Source organism: Pseudomonas sp. CH61 (assembly GCF_059429415.1).
In genome coordinates this window covers 5,939,663-5,958,895 of the sequence record NZ_CM182098.1, presented here as the reverse complement: position 1 = coordinate 5,958,895, position 19,233 = coordinate 5,939,663, and the positions used below count along the sequence as shown (strand labels likewise).

The following is a 19,233-nucleotide window of genomic DNA, read 5'->3' as shown; positions in this document are numbered from 1 at the left end:
TGCTAACTATCAATATCGCATTGGAGGGGAATTTCAGTCAAGTTTTGAAACAAATTGCCTGTTCAGGGTTAGCCTACCGAATCGAAATCACCCGCAATCTGCTCAATGAAATCGAAAACCTCCTCCGGCACGCTGAACTGGAACTGCTTACGTCGATGCTTTGAAACTTTGTCACCGTTGTCCAGACACATCATTACCAGTTTCGAGAGGTCGCTCCCCCGTACGTCAAAACGCCCATTCACCTCTTTGATGACGTAGTCGTATTTTTCAAGAAACTCGGTCTCCTCGCGCAGCTCCACTTCCAATGCTCGCAAGGCCATCTGCAAGGTAAATTCTGCACATTGAGTCCCGTCCCAGAATCGATAGATCGAGTCGTGCCCAATAAAATCGAAAGCCATCTGATCAGCGTCCAGCCAAGTGACATTCCAGAACTCTCTTGCTGGTTTCGAGAACTCCTTTAACGCTTCGAGATAGCCAGACTCTTCGTGTTTCATCGCTACGGAAACCGGTAACAACAAACCATTTTTTAGAGCGCCAGAGTGGCAAAGCGTCTGGTGAATCAGGAAACGTGAAAGTCGACCATTGCCATCCATGAACGGGTGAAGAAAGACAAACCCGAAAGCCACAACCGCTGCAGCTATCAACGGATCAACCTGCTTGGCTGAGTGATTGGCAAAACTCATCAACTCGTCCATCAACTCCCTGCACAATTGCGGTGGAGGCGGGACATAGCTGACGCCAGCTGCGCCTCTCAAGCCGTTGTGTAAATGGTTCTGTTCATGACGGAAAAGCACAGCTTTATCGAAAGGATTGGAAACCGTACTGTTCTGCAACTCGACCAAATAGTCTTCGCTCAACTCTGTTCGCTCATGGGCTTGGCGGAGAAGCCGAACAAAACGGCGCGACTTTTCTTCGTTGGGCTCTTCTTTCTCAATAGCAAAAGAATCGCGGGTCTCATGCAGATAGGCCCAATTGATTGCCCGATCCATCATTTCCGGCGGCAACGTCGCCATAAAAGCCTGGGCTCGACCAAGGATGTCCAGATCAAGCAGCGCCTGCAGCTCCGTCGTACGCTCGACTGTGGCGCAGTAACGCATTGACCCCAACCCGTTAAAATCTACCCGCCAACGACTATTTCGAATTGCAGGCCCGGTGACATAACGCTTGGGATCAAACAAAGCGACAACGTTGCCCCGAACCGGTACGGAATATTCCAGCTGTTTGCCCGTGAAACTTTCCCAAAGAAAACAGGCTTTGCGGATAAATACCCCGTTAGGTGATCGGCTCAACTCACCTAGCAACTCGTCCGCTTCAACGGTTTCAAGCGCCTGAGCAAGAATGCACAGGTTTATTCCCTCATGCTTCAGAGCAAACAAGATGTGCTCAAGTGTCGAACCCTGTGCCGGCGCGACGCCGCTTGGAACCGCTAGACACTCACCGATCAAGGTAATCCGGGTAACCGGTTTGATCATCGCAATGCGCTTGGGGGCAAATGCATTAAGCTTCAGCGCATCACGCAGGTGGGCATATCCAACAGTTGGCATCGTCATCGTCCACATAAAAAATTCACTGCGACGATTAAAGCCCAGTTTTTTTTACATCTCGCATGTTTTTTTTACATTTCAGCCTTTTCCTACAATTTTTTTTACACACTTCTGCCCTTACGCAACAACACATCCAACTGATCCACCACCTCCGCCCAGTCGGCGTCATCCAGAATCTCGTCACGCAAAAACTCCGCTTGGCTCTTCGTCCAGAAAAACGCATCAGCCAAATGCAGGTCGGGTTTGAGCGGGGAATGGGTGGCGATGAATTTGTCGATGTCGACCGGTTCGTCGGGGAGGCCGAGTTGTTTGAACAGGGATGGGAGGTTGTGTGTTGGGCTTTCCATTGATCAACTCCTTCAAAAATGGGGTGTTTGGAAGATTATTCGCGATCAGGCTCGCTCCCACAGGGGAATGCGATCAACCTGTGGGAGCGAGCCTGCTCGCGAAGGCGTCAGTGCCAGCGCCGCAACACCTAATCACTCAACTCCCGCACCTCGGCATGCGGCACCATTTTCAGAAACTCGGGCATGCTCATGTGCAGCAGATAGTTGTGGTTGCCCGCCTCCAGGTAAATATCCTTCTGCCGCGTCAACAATGGGTCGATGACCATGTCCAGGCCATAGGAGCCACCCAGCGGCGGCACCGCGCCGCGTTCACAGTCGTCGAAGATGTGCGCCAGATTGCTTTCGCGGGTCAGTTGCCATTCGCCGCTGTTGCGCACTTTGCTCAAATCCAGGTGACGGCTGGCCGGCAGCACGGCCATCAGGTAATGCCCGTGGTGGTCGTCGAGGATGATCGATTTGGCCACGCGCTCGGCGGGCACTCCGGCGACCCGCGCGGTTTCCAGGCTGCTGGACGAGTGACGATGAGCGACGATGTCGTATTCGCAGTGCGCCCGGTTCAAGCTGCTCTGCACCTTTCTTGCCATACGCATGATGCACCTCGGTGTTGCGCTGAACGGTGGTTGCCGTGTCTTTGAGTCTAGTTCGGCGGCGTGCTGACGCCGGTAAATCCGCCCACTGGACACATCCTCACACTGATCAAAATTCAACCACTGCAACCCTCAACTAGACTGTAAGAACCAGACATGACGCTCGCGGAGGGTCACGTGAACAGCCGATGTTGTGCGCTTGCCTTGCTCCTGCTGATCAGCGGCTCAGCCTTGGCTGCCGACACCCCGTTGCCGCCGATGAGTCCGGCCGGTTTGTGGCTGATTACCTTGGGCATCGTCTTCCTGATCGCTGAAGCTGCACTGCCCAATTACGGAGTGATCGGGCTGGGCGGCATCATCATGTTCGTCATCGGTGCGCTGATTCTGAGCAACGCCGAGTTGCCGGTGCCGATGATGATCGGCCTCGGTCTGATCAGCGCCCTGCTGTTGCTCGCGCTGCTGATCCGCGCCCTGAAAACCCGCCCGCGCCATGCGGTCAGTGGCGACGCCGGCCTGCTCGGCAGCGTGACCGCGATCACCACGGTGCAACCGGGCGATGCCCGTAATGGCTGGGTGCAACTGCAAGGTGAACGCTGGCAAGTGCTCAGCGCCACGCCGCTGCACACCGGGCAACCGGTACGCGTGGTGGCGCGCAAGGGATTGTTGCTGCAAGTGGCCGCGACTGACGCGGCACCGCTCGGAGAGTGATCATGGGTCTGCAAATCGGTTTTGTTGCGCTGCTGCTATTGGTGATTGTCCTCGCCGGTTCGACGTTCCGCATCCTGCGTGAATACGAGCGCGGCGTGGTGTTTCAGCTCGGCCGTTTTTGGCAGGTCAAAGGCCCCGGCCTGATCCTGCTGATCCCGGTGGTCCAGCAAATGGTTCGGGTCGACCTGCGCACGGTGGTGCTCGATGTTCCGCCGCAGGATGTGATCACCCGCGACAACGTCTCGGTCAAGGTCAACGCCGTGCTGTATTTCCGCGTGCTCGATCCGCAGAAGGCGATTATTCAGGTCGAGGATTATCTTTCCGCCACCAGCCAACTGGCGCAAACCACCCTGCGTGCGGTGCTCGGCAAACATGAACTGGATGAGCTGCTGGCCGAACGCGAGCAGTTGAACATCGACATCCAGCAGGTACTCGACGCGCAAACCGATGCCTGGGGGATCAAGGTTGCCAACGTCGAGATCAAGCATGTCGATCTCAACGAATCGATGGTCCGCGCCATCGCCAAACAGGCGGAAGCCGAGCGCGAACGTCGGGCCAAGGTGATTCACGCCGAAGGCGAACTGCAAGCCTCGGAAAAACTCATGCAGGCAGCGGAAATGCTCGGTCGCCAGCCTGGGGCAATGCAGTTGCGCTATATGCAAACCTTGAGTTCGATTGCCGGGGACAAGAGTTCGACGATTGTCTTTCCGCTGCCGATTGAATTGCTCAAGGGCATGGCGGATTTGTCGGGGAAATCCTGACCCGCCTATTCACCCGCAGGTTTGGGCACGAACAAGCGTGCTTGCATCCCGCCCGCATGGACTTCAGCGCTGGCCTGCCAGGTTGCGGGTAGCGCTGAGAACTCTTGTGGCTCGTCGACGGTTCCGACCAGCCAGACCCGGCCTCCGGCTGACAGCTCCGTCAGGCTGTTCAGATAGACATCACTCGTCACCAGCGTGCCGAACCCGTACTCATTTGGCCGCGTCGATTGGCCATCGGCTTTAGGTGGCGTGAAGAGGCGCACCTGCGCCCCGCTGCGATCGTAGTAGACGTAGCTCAGATACCAGAGCATGTCGCTGGTGACGATGCGGTCACCGGGAAGGAAATGCTGGTTGACGTACTTCACGACCGTGTCGAGTTGATCATGACTGTCGACCGTGGCGTTGTTGCTCACACCGACCAGTTCCACGCCGACCAGCGCTACCAGCACCGCCAAAGCAAGCATGCGAACGCGGCTATACAAACGATCAATGGCCAACGCCGCCAGCATCGGTAAACCGAGGGCGAATGCCGTCAGATATCGCTCAATGAATACCGGCGTGATGAACGACACCGCGAACACCAGCAACAGCGGCAGACCGGTGTACAGCGCCAGCAGAATGCTGCCGCGCGACACACTGCGATCGCGTATGACGGCCACAACTGCCAGCACCAGCAGTGCCAACGGCAGCGCGCCAAAGACCAGCAGCGGCAGACTCTCGCCATCGTCCTGAATCAGCCATGACCAGATCATCGACGGCAACGAACCCAGCGTCACCGCTGGCTCCCAACCGACATCGCCGCCGACTTCGAGTTGTTGCATGTGCTGCATCAAGTCGAGCAGTTTTGGCAACCAGGGCAGATACAGCACGCCGATTGCCAGATTCGCCAACCACCAGTCCGCGCGCTGGATATGCCGGAAGCGATAACCGCGCTGCACGCGAATGCCGAGCAGATAAACCCAGTGACACAGTGCGGCCAGCACGGCGAAATAATGGGTGTAGAACGCTGCACTCATCAGCAGCACGTAATACACCAGATAGCGCTGACGTCGCGGGTGCCGGATCCAGTAGACCAGCGCCAGGCTTGCGGCAATCAGCAGCGCACCGAGCAGCGCGTACATGCGCACTTCCTGGCTGTAGCGCACCGCCGTCGGTAGCAGTGCGAGCAACAATCCGGCGATGAACGCGGCGCGGCGAGTGGCCAGGCGATCCACCAGCCACACGCCCAGCCCAACCGCCGCAATGCCGGCCAGCGCACTGAGAGTGCGGACCGCGAGAATGCCGTCCCCGAACATAACGACCCAGCCATGCAGCAGCATGAAGTACAGCGGCGGATGCACATCAAATGCAGCGTGCTGCCAGATTTCACTCAGTGAGTAGCGCGCCAGCAGCAGGCTGGAGCCTTCATCGCCCCAGATCGCTGCCGCCGTCAGATCATAAAAACGCACGAACGCGGCCAGCACCAGAATTGGCCACAGCCAGTGATCTTTTACCCAGCGCACCCAACGCAGACTGCCGAACCAGGAACCGGGCGCGGCAAACGGGTCTTGCGTGTCGCCCATTGGCGTGACTCTGTTGACCGCCATCGCTTCCTCTTGCCGCGCCGCAGCGCCACGAGAGTATGACGCGCCAACCTGCCCATCACTTTAGGTCAGCCACAGCAGAACCGTCGATGCCGGTTGGCGCTTTCACGACACCCGGCAACCCGGCGGCGACTTTCGCCTATGGATACACCGATTGCCAACCGCCGCCCAAGGCCTTGTACAACCCGACCATGGCCAGCGACACGCCGGTCGAACTCTCCACCCACTGCTCCTGCGTCGCCAGCAGCGCGCTTTGCACGGTGAGGACGTTGACGAAATCGACCACGCCTTCGACGTATTGCTGTTGCGCGGTGCGCAGGGCGATCTGGTTCTGGCGGACGGCTTCGGCGAGGCTGTCGCGACGACGCTGGCTGGCGTTGTAAGCGGTCAACTGATCGTCGATTTCATGCCAAGCGCGCAGCACGGTCTGCTGGTAGGCGACGGCGGCCTCCTGCTGCTGTGCTTCACGCAATTGCAGCATGCCACGCAGGCGTCCGCCGTCGAACAGCGGCAGGCTGAATTGCGGGCCGATGCCGAACGCGCGTGAGCCCCACGAACCGAAATCGCTGAGCTGCATGGCTTGCGAGCCGAGGTTGCCGGACAAGGTGATGCGCGGATAGAAATCGCCTTTGGCCACGCCGATATTGGCGGTAGCAGCATGCAGGCGCGCTTCGGCCTGACGGATGTCCGGGCGGCGTTCGGCCAATTGTGACGGCAGACCGATGGCGACTTGCAGCGGCGACTGCGGCACGGCGGCGTCTGTGGATAACTCCTTGGCCAATGCCTGTGGCGGTTCGCCCATCAGCAGGCTGATCGCGTTGATCAGTTGCGATCGGCGTTGTTCCAGCGCCGGCAAGCGCGATTCGATGGCCGCGACTTGCGCGGCGGCTTCGGCGACGTCGAGATCAGTCGCCACGCCGTCGGCCAGACGCAGTTGCGAGAGTTTCAAGCTGTGCCGGGCGACGTCGAGGTTCTGCTCGGTGACGGCGCGGGTGTTCTGCACGCCGCGCAGTTGAATGTAGTTTTGTGCGGTGTCGGCGAGCACCGCCAACAGCACCCCGCGACGGTCGTTTTCGGCGACTTCGAGGTTGGCGTCGGCGGCTTCGGTTTCGCGGCGCACGCGGCCCCAGAAATCCAGTTCCCATGAAGCGGAGAAACCGGCGTCCCACAGGTTGAAGGCGGAATCGCCATTGTGCCCGGACGGGTCGTTCAGGCCCTCGCCGCTGTTGCGTTTGCGCGCGTAACTGCCCGTGGCGGCGGTGCTCGGATAACGGTCAGCGGTGATCACCTGGCGAGCCGCGCGGCTTTGCTGCAGACGACTGCTGGCCAGTTGCAGGTCGAGGTTGCTCTGCACCGCACGTTGGGTGAGCGCGGACAGTTGCGGGTCGTGGAAGACTTCCCACCAGCGTTCGTTCAGGGGTTCGCTGACGGCTTGGCTGGGGGCGGACTTGGCGGGTTTGGCCCAGTCGGCGATTTGTGTGGCTTGAGGCTTTTGGAAGTCAGGGCCTACTGTGCAAGCGGTGAGAGTTACTGCGAGCAAGGCACTCAAGGTGATTGGCTGCCACGCGCCTCTTCGCGAGCAGGCTCGCTCCCACATTTTGGATTGCGTTTTCCCTGTGGGAGCGAGCCTGCTCGCGAAGGCGTCGGTTCGATCAACACGGCTCATCGCTGAGTCACCTCACGCACCGATGTCGCCGAGCTTTTGGTATCAATGCTCGCCTCCACCGACATGCCCACGCGCAAGCGCTCGGCCAGCGGCTGCCCTGGCTCCAGCATGATTTTCACCGGAATCCGCTGCACCACCTTGGTGAAGTTGCCGGTGGCGTTGTCCGGCTTCACCGCCGCAAAGGTCACGCCCGTCGCCGGGGCGATACTCTCGACACGACCGGTCAGCGCTTCACCACCCAGGCTGTCGACGCGTACTTGCACCTCTTGCCCTGGCTGCACGTCAGTCAGTTGCGTCTCCTGAAAGTTCGCCACCACATACGCCTGCTGCAACGGCACCACCGCCAGCAGCTTGCTGCCCGGCGTCACATAGGCGCCGACGCGCACGGCCCGTTCGCCGATCATGCCGTCCTGCGGCGCGGTGATGCGCGTGTAGGAGAGTTCAAAACTGGCGATTTCCAGTGCCGCTTGTGCGTGCTTCAGACTGCCTTCGGCGGCGTCACGTTGAGCGGTAAGAATGTCGACCTGCTTGCGCTCTGCCGCCAGTTTCGCCGTGGCGGTGTCGAGATGAGCCGTGGCCTGATCGATGCGCGTGCGCGCCTGTTGCGCGTTTTGCACGGTGCCGGCACCAACGCCGGCCAAATGGTTGTAGCGATTCAACTCCTGCTGGGCGAAAGCCATTTCAGCTTTGGCCGACACCACCGAAGCTTGCGCCTGGGCGATCACCGACGTCTGGCGTTCCAGCGTCGCTTTGGCGTTCTGCAACTGCGCTCGCGCCACCAGAGTTTGCGCATCCGCCGCCTCGGCTGAAGCGCGCAGATCGCGATCATCGATCAGCGCCAGCAACTGTCCGGCCTTCACTTGCTGGTTGTCTTCCACCAGCACTTCCTTGATGAAACCGGCCACGCGCGGCACCACCAGGGTGTAGTCGGCGGAGACGAAAGCGTCGTTGGTGTTTTGCTGCGTACGTTTGCCAAACACACCGGGCAGCGCCAGATACACCAGCACGCCTACAGCCAGCGCGGCCGCCACAGCCACCGCGAGTTTTTGCTTTGCTTGAGTCGTCATAAAAACCTTCTGTTTCAGTACAGCGATCAGGTCGGCGCGCGCGGCGGATAGATTCGCGTCGGCAGCCAGAAAATCAGCAGGATCAACGCCACCGCGACGCCGGCCATGCACACATAGAGATCGGAAGAAGTCAGCACCACAGCCTGTTCGTGCAGGCGATGGGCAAGGCCCGGATCGCTGTGATCGGCGAGCGGCGAATTGCCAAGACTGTCAACGAGCATGGTTGAGTGGAAATGCAGGCGCGCCGTGGTCAGCGCTTCGATCACGCCGGTTGCGACCACGGCCGCCAGGCCTTTCACCGTGTTGAACCACGCGGAGGCGAACGGCCCGTCCTGCGGCTGGATGCTGCCGGTGGACAACATCAATAGCGGCAACACCGACATCGGTTGACCGAAGATCTGCAGCCATTGCAGAACGTAGAAGTTGTCGCGAATCCATTGCGCGGTCAGCAGCGAGCCACCGAGGCAGGACAGCACCAGCATGCTCAAACCGATCCCGAGCACCCAGCGGCAATCAACCCAACGCAGGTTGCACAATGCCGCCACCAGCGGCAGCGCGATCAACTGCGGCAACGCGGCGATCAGCATGATCGGGGCAGTCTGCGCCGGGCGATAACCCTGCACCTGTGCCAGATAACTCGACGGAATCAACACCACCGCCTGCAGAACTATCAGCACACCGGCCAGGGTCATCAAGGCGAACGACAGGTTACGAATACCGAGCATCTGCAACTTGAAAAACGGAATCGGCTGCGACCACTCGTTGATCAGAAACGCCACCAGCAACAACGCGCCGGCGCTGAGCAATCCACAGATCAGGCTCGATTCGAACCAGTCCAGCCGATTGCCTTGCAGCAAACCGATCGCCAACATGCAGATCGCTGGAAAGCCCAGCAGCAGACCTTTCCAGTTGAACGATTTGAGGCGTTCCAAACGCAGCGGGTCCTGCGGAATGCCCCACGCGACCATCGCCATGGCGATCAGGCAAGGCACGATGATTTGCCAGAACGTCCACTGCCAGCCGACGTATTCAGTCCACAAACCGGCCAGCGGCGTGCCGAGGCCGGGGCCGAATGTCGCCGTCAGGGCGTAGCCGGCCAGGCCATAGAGTTTGATGTTCGCTGGCAAAAAGCGCAGGGCGACGGTCATCAGCATCGGCGGTAATGCACCGCCGGCCAGACCTTGCAGGATGCGCATCAGCAGCAGACTTTCGTAGTTGGGCGCGAATGGACACAGCACGCCGAGCAACGTGAACAGACCGATCGCGCAAAGGGTGAAGCGGCGCAGCGAGAAGGTCACCGAACACCACGGCGCGAAGGCCATGGCCGCGACCGAAGTGGCGGTGTAGCTGGCAACCAGCCAGGTGCCTTCGTCGTAACCGATGCTCAGCGCGCCACGGATGTCGGCCAGGGCCACCTTGGTGACCATCTCGTTGAGGCCCGACACCAGCACCGCCAGCAGCACGCCGACCAGGCCAATGATGATCCGCGCCCCGAACACCGGTGGCGTCGCCGCCTTCGCCGGGTTGGCCACAGCGATGGGCGCTGCTGCCGTCAGGGATGTCATGAATTCACACTCCGGAGGGAAAAATACCGGAGCATCTTAGTCGGGCTTGGCAATGACGAAAATTGACTTATTGGCAGCTTATAAGTGCGCTAGACGCATCAATGGATATCCCTTGTGGGAGCGAGCCTGCTCGCGAAGGCGTCAGGTCAGTCAATATCATTGGTGACTGATCCAGCGCTTTCGCGAGCAGGCTCGCTCCCACAGGTTTTGTATTGGCTGGGGGATTAAGGCTGGGCAGCCAGCCAGGTTTCGTCGCAACAGGCCTTGAGGGTTTCGCGCAGCCAGCGGTGCGCCGGATCTTTGTCGAATCGGGGGTGCCAGGCTTGAGTCAGCATCAGCGTCGGCAACGGGATTGGCAGGTCGAACGAGCGCAGTTTCAGCCCGAGCCGGCGGACGCTGAGCAACGCTTCCTTGGGCACTGGCAGGATCAAGTCGGAATCCGGCAAAGCGAACATTGCCGCATGAAAACTCGGCGCGATCACCGCCACACGGCGCTCCAGCCCCAGCGCATTCAGCGCCGTATCGATCGGGCCGCGCGCGATGCCGCGTCGCGACATGCTGATATGGGAAAACCCGGCGTAGCGCTCGGCGGTGATTTCGCCGTCGAGTAATGGATGGTCTTCGCGTACCAAGCCCACAAAGTGTGTAGAAAACAGGTTCTGCACTTTGACTTCCGGGGTGACGGGCCGGGTGTTGCTGACGCTCAGGTCGATGCGCCCTTCACGCAGAGCTTCATCATCGCCGTCGCCCTCGGGGACGAAACGCAGTTCGCAGTGCGGCGCCAGTTGGTCGAGGGTGTCGAACAGCTTGCCGCCGTAGACACCGATGAAAAAGTCGTTGGCGCGGATGCTGAAGCGGCGGCGCAAACTGCTCAACTCCACGGTGTCCGCCGAGCGGAACAAAAGCGCAGCCTGTTCGACCACATCGCGCACCTGTTCGCGCAATTCCAATGCCTTGGGAGTCGGCACCAGCCCCCGACCGGCGCGCACCAGAATCGGATCGCCGATGGCTTCGCGGATCCGCGTCAGGGTGCGGCTCATGGCCGCCGGGCTGAGGTTCATCCGCCGTGCAGCGCCGACCACACTGCCCTCGTCGAGCAAGGCGTCGAGGGCGACCAGAAGGTTCATGTCCGGGAGTTGCATGCTGAGCACTCATGGCCGATCAGTATTGATCTGGGCGCAATGCTAGCAAACATTCTTCAAGTATTGAGGTGGCATGACTGACGCTATCGCGAGCAGGCTCACTCCTACATTAGATCTTCAGTGCCTACAGATTTTGTGTCCTACGCAGATCCCCTGTAGGAGTGAGCCTGCTCGCGATGAGGCCAGCCGCAACGCTACAGAATTACCGCTGCATACCCCAGCGCTTGACCGTCACCCGCTCCAGCGTATCGAACACCAGATTCTCCACCAGCAAGCCAATCAGAATCACCACCGCCAACCCGGCAAACACCTTGTCGGTGTACAGCTCATTACGATTCTGGAAGATGTACCAACCCAACCCGCCCTTGCCACTGGTAGCGCCAAACACCAATTCAGCGGCGATCAACGTGCGCCAGGCAAACGCCCAGCCGATCTTCAACCCGGCGAGAATCGACGGCAGCGCGGCCGGGATCAGGATGAACAGCACCAGTCGCAAACCCTTCAGACCATAGTTGCGCCCAGCCATGCGCAGCGTTTCGGAAACGCCGAGAAACCCGGCATAGGTATTCAACGCCAGTGCCCACAACACCGAATGCACCAGCACAAAAATCAGGCTGTTCTGCCCCAGACCAAACCACAGCAGCGCCAGCGGCAACAGGGCAATCGCCGGCAACGGGTTGAACATCGAGGTCATCGTGCTCAGCAGATCACGGCCCAACTGCGTCGATACCGCCAACGTAGTCAGGGCGAACGCCAAAACGATGCCGATCAGGTAGCCCTTGATCAGCACCACCAGCGAGATCCACACCTTGTTCAGCAGCTCACCACTGAGCAGCCCCTCGAACAGCGCGTGGCTGGTCTGCAAGAAACTCGGCAGCATCAGGTCATTGTTCTGAATCCGCGCGACCACTTCCCACAGCACCGCTAGCACAATCAGGATCAGCCCTTTACGCAACCAGCCCTGTTGCCACAGCCGCGTACCCAGCGACAACTCCCGCTCGACCGGCACTTCAGTCAGCGGCTCCAGCACAACTTCGAATTCTTCACGCACAGATGATGAATGGCTCATCGGGTAGTCCTCCTGGCCGCTCAATAGGCGATGCGAATGTCGTTGAAGTCGTGGTCACGCTCGGTTTCCGGCGACTGGCCTTCGTCGAACAGCAGACGATGAATGCGCCGTGCCGACTCCTGGAATGCCACGCCACCGAGGCTGTGCAGATCGTATTGATGGCTGTGCACTTCGGCGCGCACTCGGCCGGGATGCGGCGACAGCAGCAGGATGCGATTACCGACCACCAACGCCTCTTCAATCGAGTGGGTGACGAACAGCAGGGTGAAGCGCACCTCTTCCCAGAGCAGCAGCAATTCTTCCTGCATCTTGCGTCGGGTCAGTGCATCAAGGGCGGCGAACGGTTCGTCCATCAAGAGGATTTTTGGCTGCATCGCCAGCGCCCGGGCAATCGCCACGCGCGCTTTCATGCCGCCGGACAGGGTGTGCGGGTAAGCATCGGCGAACGCTGCCAGCCCGACTTTTTCCAGATAGTGCAGCGCGCGTTCTTCGGCTTCTTTTTTCTTCAGCGTGCGCGAAGCGAGCAGCGGAAACATCACGTTCTGTTTGACGGTTTTCCACGGTGGCAGCTGATCGAATTCCTGAAACACCACAATCCGGTCCGGCCCCGGCGCGTCGACGCGCTGGCCTTGCAGACGGATCTCGCCTTCGCACGGTTGAATGAAGCCGGCCACTGCTTTGAGCAAGGTGGACTTACCGCACCCGGATGGACCGAGCAGCACGTAGCGATCGGCCGGGTCGATTTCAAAACTGACTTGGTGGGTGGCACGCACCACGCGTTGCGGGGTGCGGTATTCGAGGCTGACATGATCGACCGCGAGCAGCGCTTCGCTGCGAGCGATCGGGTTGCTGGCCGCGTGGCCTTGCAAGGGAGCGTTCATTTTTTGATCAATCTCCGGCGAATCAGAAAGGCGCGTCGCCCTGAATGGTCGTGCGATACAGCTTGCGGCGCAGGTGCGCGGGGCAGCCGGCGGCGAGATGGATCAGCGAACGGTTGTCCCAGAACACCAGATCGTGGGGCTGCCACTGATGGCGGTAGATGTTCTGCGGCAGCACGCTGTGGGCATAGAGCTCGGTCAGCAGCTGCTGGCTTTCGTCTTCCGGCAGGCCGACGATGCGCGTGGTGAAACCTTCGCTGACGAACAGCGCTTTGCGGCCGTTTTCCGGGTGCGTGCGTACCACCGGGTGCACCACTTCCGCGACCTGGGCCAGTTGCTCCGGGGTCAGGGTCGGGCGCCAGTTGCCTTCGAATTTGGTTTCGCTGTAACGCGCCGTGTAGGAGTGCGCAGCGCTGCGGCCCTCGACCGCTTTGCGCAACGCTTCGGGCAAGTTGTCCCAGGCTTTGTGCATGTCGGCGAACAGCGTGTCACCGCCCTCGGACGGCAATTCTTGTGCGTGGAGCATCGAGCCGAGGCTTGGCAGCTCTTTATAGGAGAGGTCGGAGTGCCAGAATTTGCCGGCATCACCGAGGCCGATGTTCTGGCCGTTTTCGATGATGTTGGAAACGATGAGGATTTCCGGGTGATTGGCCAGCAGGAACTGCTTGAGCACATGGATCTGCAACACGCCGAAGCGGCGGCTGAAGTCGATTTGCTGTTGCGGGGTGATTTGCTGGGCGCGGAACACCACGACGTGGTGATCCAGGTGCGCGCGATGGATGCGCGCGAAGTCTTGATCATTGATCGGCCGGGTGAGGTCGAGGCCAATGATTTCGGCGCCGACGGCACCGCTGAACGGGCGGATTTCAAAGGATTGCGGCGCGGCGGTCGCGGCGCTTGGGGAAGCAGTAGCTGCGGACATCTTTCCATCTCCCACGCACGGCACGCTCACGGGCGCGCTCGTCGATCAGACACTCACGCTGGATTGCGTGTTGGTTCAGGTCGTGCGGCGCGCCGATTGGTCGGCAGGTACGCAGGGGGATGACTTTATAGCTATAAGAATCGGAAATTAAATACCGTTAATGAATAACGATATGGCGGAATGGACTGGATGGTGAGTGACGGTTTTTGTCACTTCCTGACAGGGATGTGGTGTTCCCGCTGACGCCTTCGCGAGCAGGCTCGCTCCCACAGGGGTTCGTTGGTGAGCACAAAATGAGTGCTTAACAAAGATCCAATGTGGGAGCGAGCCTGCTCGCGAAGAGGCCATTAGCCGCGCTGCAAATCTAGCGCTCGTGCAAAGCCTCAGCCCGCGCACGAATGATCGGCTTGAGCAGATAACTCAACACCGACTTCTTGCCGGTAATGATGTCCACCGACGCAACCATCCCCGGGATGATCAGCAACGGCTTTTCATCGGTACCCAAGTGGCTGCGCTCAGTGCGCACCTTGATGATGTAGTACGTGGTTTTCTTGTCTTCGTCGGTGATGGTGTCGGCACCGATCTGCTCAAGCTTGGCTTTGAGCCCGCCATAAATGGTGTAGTCGTACGCGGTGAACTTGACGATCGCTTCCTGCCCCGGGTGCAGGAAGGCGATGTCCTGCGGACGGATCTTCGCTTCGACCAGCAAGGTGTCATCCAGCGGTACGATTTCGACCATGTCGCTGCCTGGCTGGATCACGCCGCCGATGGTGTTGACCAGCAACTTGTTGACGATGCCGCGCACCGGCGAGGTAACCAGCGTGCGGCTGACGCGGTCTTCCAGGGCCTTGCCGGTCGCACTGGCCTTGTTCAGGTCGGTGCGCGCTTCATTGAGTTGGGTCAGCGCTTCGCTGCGGAATTTGCCGCGCGTCTCGTCGATCTTGCGCTGCACTTCCTTGATCGCCGATTCGGCGCGCGGAATCGCCAGCGTCGTGGCATCGAGCTGACCACGGGTTTCCACCTCGGCACGCTTCAGACGTAGCACTTCCACCGGCGACACCGCGCCCTGGGCCACCAGCGGCTCGGACATGTTGATTTCCTGCCGCTGCAAGCCGAGCTGCTGCCGATACTGCGCTTGTTTGGAGGCGAATTCGCGCAGCTCTTGCTGACGCTGAATCAACTGCTCCTGTAAACCACCGATCTCGTCGTGCAGTTGCTGACGACGGCTGATGTACAGCGATTCTTCGCTTTTTGCCTGACCCGGCACGGCTTTGAGCACGTCCTCGGGGAAATTCAGCGGCCGGTCGTCAACCTCAGCGCTGAGGCGCTCTACGCGCAACAGCATCGACAGACGATCAGCTTCGGTTTCGCCAACGTTAGAAGCAAATCGCGTGTCGTCGAGACGAATCAGCGGTGCGCCGGCTTCGACAATCTGACCTTCCTTGACGAACAGCTCGGAGATGATCCCGCCCTCAAGGTTCTGGATTTTCTGAATCTTCGACGACGGAATCGCTTTGCCGTCGCCCTTGGTCACTTCGTCGATCACGGCGAAGTTGGCCCACAGCAGCAGGAAGATAAAGAAGCCGATGATCGCCCAGATGGTCAGGCGCACGACGCGCGGGGCGTCTTCGATCAGCGCTTTGTTGACCTCCGGCAGCGGCTGGCCCTGCAGCGATGCCGAGCCCTTGAAGTAGCGACGGATCGAATCCTTGAAACCCGACTTAAGCAACACTGATCTGCCCCTTCTTCAACGCTTCCATCACGGCGGCTTTCGGGCCATCGGCGAGAATTTGTCCACGGTCGATCACCAGCAGACGATCGACCAGCGACAACAGTGAAGCCCGGTGCGTGACCAGCACCACGGTCTTGTTTTCGATCACGGCGGCGAGGCGTTGCTTGAGGCGTTCTTCACCGGTGTTGTCCATCGCACTGGTTGGCTCGTCCATCAGCAAAATCGGCGGGTTGAGCAACAAGGCCCGGGCCAGCGCGACGTTCTGCCGTTGGCCACCGGAGAGGTTCTGCCCGCGCTCGCCGACTTGCAGCTCATAACCTTGCGGGTGCAGACGGGCGAATTCGTGGACGCCGGCCAGTTCGGCGGCTTGCAGGACGAGTTCGTCTTCTACATAGCGTGCGCCGGAGACGAGGTTGTCACGCAGGGTGCCGGCCAGCAGTTGAATGTCTTGCGGCACGTAACCGATGTTGTAGCGCAGCTCGCTGACGTCAATCTGGCGGATATCCACGCCGTCGACCAGCAAGGCGCCGTCATCCGGCTGATACAGGCCAACCAGCAATTTGGCGAGGGAGCTTTTGCCCGAGCCGCTACGGCCGATGATGCCGATTTTCTCGCCGGGGCGAATCACCAGGTTGATGTTCTTCAGCGCCGGATTCTGTTGTTCCGGGTAGGTGAAGCTGAGCTGGCGGCATTCGATCGCGCCTTGCAGGACCTTGCGGCTCAGTGGGCGCTCTTCGAAATTGCGCTCTTGCGGCAACTCCATCATCTGGTCGACCGAGGTCATGGTCACTCGCGCTTGCTGATAGCGAGTCAGCAGACCGGACAGCGACGCCAGCGGGCTGAGGGCGCGGCCACTAAGCATGTAGCAGGCAATCAGACCGCCCATGCTCAGGTTGCCGGCGATGATCTGGTAGACGCCGAAGACAATCATGATCACCCCGGCCAGTTGCTGGATCAGCAAGGTGATATTCATCGCCAGACCGGAGAGCATTTTCACCCGCAGTTCGAGGCGGCTGAGGGTGCCGATGGTTTGTTCCCACTGGTACTGGCGCTCGCTCTCGGCGTTGTTGACCTTGACCGCGTCGAGGCCGGCGAGGGTTTCGATCAGGCTCGACTGGCGCTCGGCACCAAGGGCCATGGTGCGCTCCATGGTCGCCACCAGCGGCTTCTGCAAGGCGTAGCCGATCAGCAGGGCAATCGGGAATGCCAGCACCGGAATCCACACCAGATGCCCACCGAGAATGGCGATAACAATAAAGATCAGGATGGTGAACGGCAGGTCGATCAGGCTGGTCAGGGTCAGCGAGGCGAGGAAGTCGCGCAGGCTCTGAAACTCGTGGATGTTCTGCGCAAAGCTGCCGACCCGCGCCGGGCGGTATTTCATCGACATGCCGACGATGCGTTCGAACAGCGTCGCCGAAATGATCAGGTCGGTTTTCTTCCCGGCCAGATCCAGGCACAGACTGCGCAGGCTCTTGAGGATCAGGTCAAAGAGGTAGGCGCCGGTGATGCCCAGCGCCAGCACCCACAGGGTCGCTTCGGCCTGGTTCGGCACCACGCGGTCGTAGACGTTCATCACGAACAGCGGCGCGGCCATGGCGATGATGTTGATCAGGAAACTCGCGGCGATCGCATCGGCATACAGCCAGCGCGAACGCTTGAGGGTGTCGCGGAACCACGAGCGTGCACGCGGAATCAGCGTGCCGTGGTTGACGTCGAATTTGTGCTGCGGCTGGGCGAAGAAGACTTTGCCGGTGTAGTCGTCGGCGAGCAGTTCGCGACTGACGACGGACTCGCCACCGTCGGTTTCACTGAGCAGCACCCGCGCTTCGTTGTCACCCTGCCAGCCGAGCAGGACGGCGCTGCGGCCATCCTTGAGCAGCAGCAAGGCCGGCATGGCGATCGCCGGAATCTCTTCCAGCTTGCGCTGTAGCACCCGACCTTGCAGGCCGGCGCGAGCCGCCGCACGGGGCAGCAACTCGACACTCAGGCGTTGTTTGGGCAGCGGCAGGCCGGTGGTCAGCATCGCCGCGCTGGCGGGTTTCTGGTGCAGCATGCAAAGGGCGAGCAGACCGTCCAGTAACGGATCGTCGTGCAACGCGCGTGGATCATGACTGAGTTGAACTCGACTGACTTCTGATTCCACGCTCGACACTCTTTGACAGTTGAAAAGGGATAACTCAATTCATCCCAGGCAGCTGGACCTTGGGCTTGACGTCGTTCTGCACAACGGATGCCAACGGTGCGACCACTCCTTGGCTTCTGAGCAACTCGCCCATGGTCGCCTTGATTCGGTACTGAGTAAATAACTGAATGTTTTTGATTTCCGCCAGACGCCGCGAAGCGGTGAACAACTCGTTTTCGCTGTCGAGCAAATCGAGCAGGGTGCGTTCGCCGAGGCTGAACTGACGCTGGTAAGCGGTGCGCACCGAGGTGCTGTGATCGACGTATTGCTGCGCGATTGGCACCTGCGCGTTCGCATTGTTCAAGGCGTTCCAGGCCAGGCCGAGCTCTTCGTTCAACTGACGCAAAGCGTTGTTGCGGATGTCCAACGCCTGGTTCGACAGGTACGACTTGGATTCCAGATCGGCTTTGTTGCTGCCACCGGAATAGAGGTTGAAGCGCATGCGCAGCATGGCTTGCCATTCGTTGTTGTGGCCGTTCTGGCCATCGAGATCGTTATCGGCGGTACGGCCCAGTTCGGCGTCGAAACGTGGGTAGAAGGTCGATTTGGCGGTTTCGTATTGCTTCTCGGCGGCGGCGATGTCGGATTCGGCCGAACGCAGGATCGGGCTGTTTTCCAGCATCTGCTGGCGCGCTTCATTGAGGTTGGCCGGCATCATCGCCATGAACGGCGCCGGACGCTCGAGTTGATCGGGCATCTGGCCAACGGCGCTGAGGAAGTTGGTTTCCGAGTCGGCGAGGTTAGTCTGCTCGGTGATCAGGTTGTTGCGCGCCTGGGCCATTCGCGCTTCGGCCTGATCGAGGTCGGCACCGCTGCCGACACCGCGCTGGGTGCGCAGCTGGATCTGGTCGTAAATGCGCTGGTGGCTCTTGAGGTTTTCTTCAGCCAGACGCACGAATTCACGACGGGTCAGCACGTCCAGATAAACCTGGGCGACGGTCAGCGCGGTGCGCTCGGAAGTACCGAGCAACGAGTAGGCGCGAGAGTTAACGGTGGCTTGTTGACGCCCGACTTCGCTGGACGTCGCAAAACCGTCAAAGACCATTTGTGAGAGACGTAAACTTGACTCGCTACGGTTCAGGGTTTCGTAGTGGTTACCGGAATTGGCGCGGGTGGTAACGCTGTCGGTGCCTTCACGGCCATAACCGCCGAGCAGATCGACCTTCGGCAGGTATCCACCTTTTGCCGCTCTTAATTGATAATCCGCCGCCAAACGACTGTTGACCCCTGCCTGGATTTCCGGATGGACATCCAGTGCCTGCTGCATGGCTTCTGGTAAGGATTGTGCTTGTACAAACGAGGCGGCGAGAGCGAAGGGTACGGCGAAAAGCAGGGGCGAACGCATGATAGGAATTTCCCAGAACTTCTTGTCTTGAATCACAGCAAAACGTGGCGCTGCGTCGGATGATGGCAACCAGATTGACCGTATGTCGGAAAGTTCAAAACAGGAACTGGATCACACGCTGAAGGACAGGTC

General features: G+C 59.9%; 16 protein-coding genes. 2 read left to right on the top strand and 14 right to left on the bottom strand.

The annotated features are described in order from the left end of the window. Window positions 1-68: 68 nt before the first annotated feature. The 3 genes from AC5SEM_RS26830 to AC5SEM_RS26820 form a co-directional block, all read right to left on the bottom strand. A complete protein-coding gene (locus tag AC5SEM_RS26830) occupies window positions 69-1,559 on the bottom strand; it encodes a Fic family protein (protein ID WP_495471632.1) in 1,491 nt (496 codons plus the stop codon). Between the two features lie 86 nt (window positions 1,560-1,645). After that, a complete protein-coding gene (locus AC5SEM_RS26825) occupies window positions 1,646-1,891 on the bottom strand; it encodes a DUF2789 domain-containing protein (protein ID WP_150708653.1) in 246 nt (81 codons plus the stop codon). Window positions 1,892-2,019: 128 nt separating this feature from the next. Next, entirely contained in the window at window positions 2,020-2,481 is a 462-nt protein-coding gene (locus tag AC5SEM_RS26820; RefSeq protein WP_038367331.1) for an aminoacyl-tRNA deacylase, read from the bottom strand. 153 nt (window positions 2,482-2,634) lie between these two features. Between AC5SEM_RS26820 and AC5SEM_RS26815 the strand changes: the two genes are divergently transcribed. Then, entirely contained in the window at window positions 2,635-3,186 is a 552-nt protein-coding gene (locus AC5SEM_RS26815) for an NfeD family protein (RefSeq protein WP_110720832.1), read from the top strand. A gap of 2 nt (window positions 3,187-3,188) precedes the next feature. After that, the gene (locus AC5SEM_RS26810) at window positions 3,189-3,947 is read left to right on the top strand and encodes a slipin family protein (RefSeq protein ID WP_077570069.1); all 759 of its coding nucleotides are present in this window, start codon (window positions 3,189-3,191) and stop codon (window positions 3,945-3,947) included. Window positions 3,948-3,952: 5 nt separating this feature from the next. Here AC5SEM_RS26810 and AC5SEM_RS26805 read toward each other — a convergent pair whose 3' ends face one another. The 11 genes from AC5SEM_RS26805 to AC5SEM_RS26755 form a co-directional block, all read right to left on the bottom strand. After that, window positions 3,953-5,533 (bottom strand): glycosyltransferase family 39 protein, encoded by a 1,581-nt coding sequence (locus AC5SEM_RS26805; RefSeq protein WP_495471631.1) that lies wholly within the window; start codon window positions 5,531-5,533, stop codon window positions 3,953-3,955. Window positions 5,534-5,669: 136 nt separating this feature from the next. After that, window positions 5,670-7,196 (bottom strand): efflux transporter outer membrane subunit, encoded by a 1,527-nt coding sequence (locus tag AC5SEM_RS26800; protein ID WP_495471630.1) that lies wholly within the window; start codon window positions 7,194-7,196, stop codon window positions 5,670-5,672. Beyond that, a complete protein-coding gene (locus AC5SEM_RS26795; protein WP_495471629.1) occupies window positions 7,193-8,263 on the bottom strand; it encodes an HlyD family secretion protein in 1,071 nt (356 codons plus the stop codon). The genes AC5SEM_RS26800 and AC5SEM_RS26795 overlap by 4 nt, the downstream gene beginning before the upstream one ends. 26 nt (window positions 8,264-8,289) lie before the next feature. Then, on the bottom strand, window positions 8,290-9,828 hold the full coding sequence (locus AC5SEM_RS26790) for an MFS transporter (RefSeq protein ID WP_495471628.1): 1,539 nt from the start codon (window positions 9,826-9,828) through the stop codon (window positions 8,290-8,292). 224 nt (window positions 9,829-10,052) lie between these two features. Beyond that, a complete protein-coding gene (locus AC5SEM_RS26785; RefSeq protein WP_471896314.1) occupies window positions 10,053-10,970 on the bottom strand; it encodes a LysR family transcriptional regulator in 918 nt (305 codons plus the stop codon). A 202-nt stretch (window positions 10,971-11,172) separates the two neighbouring features. Next, complete coding sequence (locus AC5SEM_RS26780; protein WP_331693390.1) at window positions 11,173-12,039, bottom strand: ABC transporter permease; 867 nt, start codon at window positions 12,037-12,039, stop codon at window positions 11,173-11,175. 20 nt (window positions 12,040-12,059) lie between these two features. Further along, the gene (locus AC5SEM_RS26775) at window positions 12,060-12,920 is read right to left on the bottom strand and encodes an ABC transporter ATP-binding protein (RefSeq protein WP_116029366.1); all 861 of its coding nucleotides are present in this window, start codon (window positions 12,918-12,920) and stop codon (window positions 12,060-12,062) included. A 22-nt stretch (window positions 12,921-12,942) separates the two neighbouring features. After that, window positions 12,943-13,839 (bottom strand): TauD/TfdA dioxygenase family protein, encoded by an 897-nt coding sequence (locus AC5SEM_RS26770; protein ID WP_495471627.1) that lies wholly within the window; start codon window positions 13,837-13,839, stop codon window positions 12,943-12,945. Between the two features lie 364 nt (window positions 13,840-14,203). Then, entirely contained in the window at window positions 14,204-15,571 is a 1,368-nt protein-coding gene (locus AC5SEM_RS26765; protein ID WP_007918311.1) for an HlyD family type I secretion periplasmic adaptor subunit, read from the bottom strand. Beyond that, window positions 15,561-17,717, bottom strand: coding sequence for a type I secretion system permease/ATPase (locus AC5SEM_RS26760; RefSeq protein ID WP_077570054.1), 2,157 nt, complete (start codon window positions 17,715-17,717; stop codon window positions 15,561-15,563). The genes AC5SEM_RS26765 and AC5SEM_RS26760 overlap by 11 nt, the downstream gene beginning before the upstream one ends. A 34-nt stretch (window positions 17,718-17,751) precedes the next feature. Beyond that, complete coding sequence (locus tag AC5SEM_RS26755) at window positions 17,752-19,101, bottom strand: TolC family outer membrane protein (protein WP_007918308.1); 1,350 nt, start codon at window positions 19,099-19,101, stop codon at window positions 17,752-17,754. Window positions 19,102-19,233 lie beyond the last annotated feature (132 nt).

Excerpts from the sequence above, each read along its gene's own strand:
- AC5SEM_RS26790 (WP_495471628.1), bottom strand. The coding sequence starts at position 9,828 with ATGACATCCCTGACGGCAGCAGCGCCCATCGCTGTGGCCAACCCGGCG.
- AC5SEM_RS26775 (WP_116029366.1), bottom strand. The coding sequence starts at position 12,920 with ATGAACGCTCCCTTGCAAGGCCACGCGGCCAGCAACCCGATCGCTCGC.
- AC5SEM_RS26820 (WP_038367331.1), bottom strand. The coding sequence starts at position 2,481 with ATGCGTATGGCAAGAAAGGTGCAGAGCAGCTTGAACCGGGCGCACTGC.
- AC5SEM_RS26810 (WP_077570069.1), top strand. The coding sequence starts at position 3,189 with ATGGGTCTGCAAATCGGTTTTGTTGCGCTGCTGCTATTGGTGATTGTC.
- AC5SEM_RS26830 (WP_495471632.1), bottom strand. The coding sequence starts at position 1,559 with ATGTGGACGATGACGATGCCAACTGTTGGATATGCCCACCTGCGTGAT.
- AC5SEM_RS26805 (WP_495471631.1), bottom strand. The coding sequence starts at position 5,533 with ATGGCGGTCAACAGAGTCACGCCAATGGGCGACACGCAAGACCCGTTT.
- AC5SEM_RS26785 (WP_471896314.1), bottom strand. The coding sequence starts at position 10,970 with ATGCAACTCCCGGACATGAACCTTCTGGTCGCCCTCGACGCCTTGCTC.
- AC5SEM_RS26780 (WP_331693390.1), bottom strand. The coding sequence starts at position 12,039 with ATGAGCCATTCATCATCTGTGCGTGAAGAATTCGAAGTTGTGCTGGAG.
- AC5SEM_RS26770 (WP_495471627.1), bottom strand. The coding sequence starts at position 13,839 with ATGTCCGCAGCTACTGCTTCCCCAAGCGCCGCGACCGCCGCGCCGCAA.
- AC5SEM_RS26795 (WP_495471629.1), bottom strand. The coding sequence starts at position 8,263 with ATGACGACTCAAGCAAAGCAAAAACTCGCGGTGGCTGTGGCGGCCGCG.
- AC5SEM_RS26755 (WP_007918308.1), bottom strand. The coding sequence starts at position 19,101 with ATGCGTTCGCCCCTGCTTTTCGCCGTACCCTTCGCTCTCGCCGCCTCG.
- AC5SEM_RS26815 (WP_110720832.1), top strand. The coding sequence starts at position 2,635 with ATGACGCTCGCGGAGGGTCACGTGAACAGCCGATGTTGTGCGCTTGCC.
- AC5SEM_RS26800 (WP_495471630.1), bottom strand. The coding sequence starts at position 7,196 with ATGAGCCGTGTTGATCGAACCGACGCCTTCGCGAGCAGGCTCGCTCCC.
- AC5SEM_RS26825 (WP_150708653.1), bottom strand. The coding sequence starts at position 1,891 with ATGGAAAGCCCAACACACAACCTCCCATCCCTGTTCAAACAACTCGGC.